General features: G+C 34.7%; 1 protein-coding gene. It reads left to right on the top strand.

The window, feature by feature from the left end; genetic code table 11:
- A partial coding sequence (locus QC282_RS32045) for a hypothetical protein (RefSeq protein ID WP_279553109.1) occupies positions 1-476 on the top strand: 476 nt, incomplete at both ends.

Here is a 476-nt window from a genome sequence, read left to right as displayed (position 1 = left end):
ATGAAATACAATGAAAAATATAATATTATTGTCCGTCGTTCTGACGGATATTTTTTTCAATATGAATCTGAGAAATGGGCAATATTAAGCGTTGAAGGTGCTGACTTTACCAAAATAGAAGTTTTTAAAGAACCTAGAGGTTTTGGCAATGGTGACATAATAACAGGGAAGCGAAAACTTTCAAGAGAAGTATCAATAACGGTAGTTGCTCGTGATATTGAAGAATATCCACTAATTAGAGATGAGATTATGGCTTTACATATTTCGAATTATACTTTTGATTTAGAGATTACATATCAAGGTAGAACGTTAAACCTTAAAGACGCAGAAATCAGTGACATAATCTATCCAACTGAACGCTACGGTAGAAATGCAATACTAGCTGTTTCATTCTTATCGCCATATTCAGACCTTTTCGCAAACAGCGTTGATTCCACCGATTTTAGTTCGAGCAAAGCTTTGTGGCACGATACAAG

It is taken from the genome of Streptomyces sp. DH24, assembly GCF_029813775.1.
Taxonomy (GTDB): Bacteria; Actinomycetota; Actinomycetes; order Streptomycetales; family Streptomycetaceae; genus Streptomyces.
The sequence above is the reverse complement of the archived record's forward strand: the minus strand, read 5'-3'. Positions and strand labels throughout refer to the sequence as shown.